This window comes from Klebsiella sp. A-Nf5, assembly GCF_002810545.1.
GTDB classification, from domain to species: Bacteria; Pseudomonadota; Gammaproteobacteria; order Enterobacterales; family Enterobacteriaceae; genus Klebsiella; species Klebsiella variicola.
On the sequence record NZ_PIOG01000265.1, the window covers coordinates 1 to 1,135 of the forward strand.

At 50.1% G+C, this 1,135-nt stretch carries 2 protein-coding genes; both read left to right on the forward strand.

The genetic code is table 11. From position 1 onward, the window contains the following. The coding region (locus tag CWM53_RS24840; RefSeq protein ID WP_100750898.1) for a triphosphoribosyl-dephospho-CoA synthase at positions 1-666 on the forward strand (666 nt) is incomplete at its 5' end. A 167-nt stretch (positions 667-833) separates the two neighbouring features. After that, on the forward strand, positions 834-1,135 hold a 302-nt coding region (locus CWM53_RS24845; protein ID WP_206062638.1), incomplete at its 3' end, for a sodium ion-translocating decarboxylase subunit beta.

Genomic DNA, 1,135 nt, shown 5'->3' on the forward strand with positions numbered 1-1,135 from the left:
TCGCCAGGGGAACTTTTTACAACAATACGTGCCATTGGCATTCATTATGAAAATACGCTGCTGCGAGCAACACAGCAGGTTAATACCCAGCGCGGCATCCTTTTTTCCGGCGCGGTTCTGGCGACAGCAGCAGGATGGCTTTCCGGGCGCAGGGAAACCCTCTCATATCACGCTTTAAGCCAGTGTGTCGCTAAACTCTGCCACGATCTCTGCCGTCGGGATTTCGCAGCCCTGGCCGAACGCCCGGCGCAAACCCACGGTGAGAGATTGTATGTTGGATTCGGCATTACCGGCGTGCGCGGCGAGGCAGAGCAAGGCTTCCCACTGGTTTGCCAGATTGGCTTACCCGCGTTGCATCAGGCGCTGGACAACGGGCTGACCTGGCGGGAAGCGCTTATTCATACGCTGCTCACCTTAATGGCCCATTGCAATGACACTACCGTGCTGTTTCGCGGCGGCCAGCAGGCGCTGGCGGAAATGAAGCAATATGCTCGACGTTTAGTGACGCAGGGCGGAATGTTTAACCCTGCGATCGAGCAGGAACTGGCTGATTTTAATTCATGGTGCCTGGATAAGTGGGTCAGCCCTGGCGGTTCGGCCGATTTATTAGCGCTGTGTCTGGCGATGTATTTTCTTTGCCACCAGCCGCAAGGAGATATGACATAAGGAAGAATATGAACATCTATTTTTATACTTTATTAACGTATGGCTTAACGATTGTAATTTCATTTGCGGTTGTCGGCATCATCGTTGGCGTCAACAAGATGATGAATAAGTTAAATATCACCGACGATTAATTTTCGAACTTTACCTTTGCCATCAGGAATATAGTTATGGATATCTTTATTAAGCTCTTTTCGGGCATTGGCACCTTTTTTATTGAAGATCCGAAAATAGCCATTACACGTTTTCTGTTAATTGTTCTCGGCTTTATATTGGCCTGGATGGGGTTCCGCCGAAAGCTTGAACCGTTAATTATGGTGCCGATGGGCCTTGGTATGATCGCGGTTAACGCCGGGGTACTGTTTCTGGCGAGCGGGCAAACCGGGACCTTAATCCTCGACCCGATGGTCAGCGAACCTAACGAACTGATAAACCTGATGCAGGTAAACTTCCTGCAGCCGGTCTATAACTT